We start from the raw sequence: 2607 nt of genomic DNA, 5'->3' as shown, positions 1-2607 counted from the left end.
GGGNAACTCGCTTGGAAAAATGCGCACTGCGCCGGGCTCACGCCCTCTTTACTGTCGCCTGCGGCAAGGTTGCATCATTGCGACACTGACTGACAAGAGACATGAAGGCCAAGTGCTATAAGAATATGTCGGCAGGGGCGAAGATTTCTCCAGTCAGGGCCGAAAACTAATGCATTTGGCCTTCTGTGGCGNNNGCGAATAGGAATGTTGATCGATTGCAGGCGCAGGCCATTGCGGTCGTGATAATTGACCTGAATCCGCTCGCGATCCACCACCAGATGGGCAAAGTTGTCTTCGCTGATCACTTTGCTGGTCAATTCATGCCGATAATCTCCCGCTGCGGTTCGTGCCAGCGCCTGATCGAGAATGAAGGTGGACGCGGAGGCATACGGCAGCAATTTGCTGTTGCACAGCGGGGACGAGACGATGGTGTGCACGTCGAAGTCCGGATCCTCGCTGTGGGTCAGGCGACTGGTCAGGGAGCCGTGGACATCGCCTGAAACGAAGATGACGTTCTTGATGCGATGCGTGCGAATCGTCTCCAGCAACCGCAGGCGTTGTTCCGGGAAGGCTTTCCAGGCGTCATCACCGTTGAGTTTGCGGTCGGGATAGAACATCACGCTGGTGACCACGAACTTGACCCGGGCCGGACTGTGGATCAGCCATTTGCACAGCGCCTGTTCCTGCTCATCGTCGAGGATGCGGCGATCATCGGCCGACAAGTTGCGACGGGTTCGGCTGTCGGTGACAAACCATTCAATATCGCCTTGGGCGAACTGATACCCATACTGTTCCAGCTTTCGGCTTACTTGACCGTTGGCTAGTAAGTCATGCGCCGGACTGTGGCTGGCTTGGTATATCTCATAGGCTGCCATGGCGTTCTAATATAAATAGGCATCGGCCTTGCTTTCGTTGGTGGGCCAATTGTCTTCTATTTCATGATCGTCGAGGATCATATAAGTCGAGGTGTTGGACATTAACCTGGCGATATTCGGTTGGGAAAACGCTGCGCGATATTTGCTGAGTATTTCCTTGTATTCCCGGTCGGGAGCAATAACGTTCAGGTCATCGACATAAATTTGATCACCGGTCATCAACATCGCGCTGATGGGCGGCTCGGCCTGCTGCGCAAGTTCGGTGATCGAGGCAAAAATCCGGTCGCCCAGACGAGGTGCCGAAGGGATTCCTGCGGTCATGCGCAGGTAGCGGCATGAGCCGACGATGTACGCCCGCGGTGTGTTGGCCTTGCTGGACAGGGTGCGAAAGCGATAAATCTCCCGTGGCCATTGCAGCGGCAGTTCCTGAACGGTCTCCACGGTGTGCACCGGGCTCATGGGGCTGAACCATCCAGCCTGGTATTCGTACTCGGTGTCGGTGGCGAGGTTGTTGAGTGCAATCACATCGGACATATCGCGCAAGATCGACAGTTTGGCAAAGACACCTTGCGACCAACGCTCTTCTCCCGCGCGTCGATAACGAATGCCGGCAAATACCAGTGAGTGATCTTGAAGTTCTCCGCGCAAAAAAATACGTACGTGGTTAGTTGTAGTGTGGCCAATGATAGGGCCGACAGTTGGTTTGAGCATGTTCGAGTCCGTTCGAAATAACGTTAACTAAGCAAGTGAGCTTTTCAGTATTTATAAGAAAATTCTGTCGAACTAAGCCTAGTTATTAAACAGCAAAAAATATCGAGCGAAAGTCGCCATGAGTTGTGGGCGATGTAAACCAAGACTGTAGGAAGATGCTTTATTCAAGGCAAAAAAAGCCCCGCCAAATTGGCGGGGTTGAGGTACGAGCGTGGCGCTCGGAAACGTGGAACGCGACAGGCCCTCCGGTGAAGGAGGGCCGTCGGTGTTACAGCAAGATGGTGCGGATGTCCGCCAGCAGTTGGCTCAAACGCTGCGTGAAACGTGCAGCGGCAGCGCCGTTGATCACACGGTGATCGTAGGACAACGACAGCGGCAACATCAGCTTCGGCTGGAACGCTTTACCGTCCCATACAGGCTGGATAGTGGCCTTGGAAACACCCAGGATCGCCACTTCCGGCGCGTTGACGATTGGCGTGAAGCCAGTGCCGCCAATGTGNCCGAGGCTGGAAATGGTGAAGCAGGCGCCTTGCATGTCGTCAGCGGTGAGCTTTTTGTCGCGGGCTTTGGCGGCCAGCACAGCGGCTTCGGCAGCGAGTTGCAGCAGGCTCTTCTGGTCGACGTTCTTGATGACCGGTACCAGCAGGCCATCCGGGGTGTCGACGGCAAAGCCAATGTTCACGTATTTCTTGCGAATGATCGCCTTGCCGCTTGGCGCCAGCGAACTGTTGAAGTCCGGCAGCTCCTTGAGCAGGTGCGCACAGGCCTTGAGCAGCAGTGGCAGCACGGTCAGTTTCACACCGGCTTTTTCTGCGACGGCTTTCTGAGCGATACGGAACGCTTCCAGGTCGGTGATATCNGCCTGGTCGAACTGGGTCACGTGCGGAATGTTCAGCCAGCTGCGGTGCAGGCTCGACGCGCCGATTTGCATCAGGCGGGTCATCGGCACTTCTTCGGTTTCGCCGAAGCGGCTGAAGTCCACGACCGGGATCGGTGGAATGCCAGCACCGCCGGTAGCGCC

At 55.9% G+C, this 2607-nt stretch carries 1 protein-coding gene and 1 pseudogene; both read right to left on the bottom strand.

Annotated features, from left to right (window positions below):
* Positions 1 to 194: 194 nt before the first annotated feature.
* A pseudogene (locus tag B7L09_RS14960) lies at positions 195 to 1586 on the bottom strand (alkaline phosphatase D family protein); the annotation flags it as partial.
* A gap of 268 nt (positions 1587 to 1854) precedes the next feature.
* On the bottom strand, positions 1855 to 2607 hold a 753-nt coding region (locus tag B7L09_RS14955; RefSeq protein ID WP_176457711.1), incomplete at its 5' end, for a 2-oxo acid dehydrogenase subunit E2.

The sequence above is a fragment of the Pseudomonas mandelii genome, assembly GCF_002251635.1.
Lineage (GTDB): Bacteria > Pseudomonadota > Gammaproteobacteria > Pseudomonadales > Pseudomonadaceae > Aquipseudomonas > Aquipseudomonas mandelii_B.
This window is presented reverse-complemented; position numbering and strand designations above follow the sequence as displayed.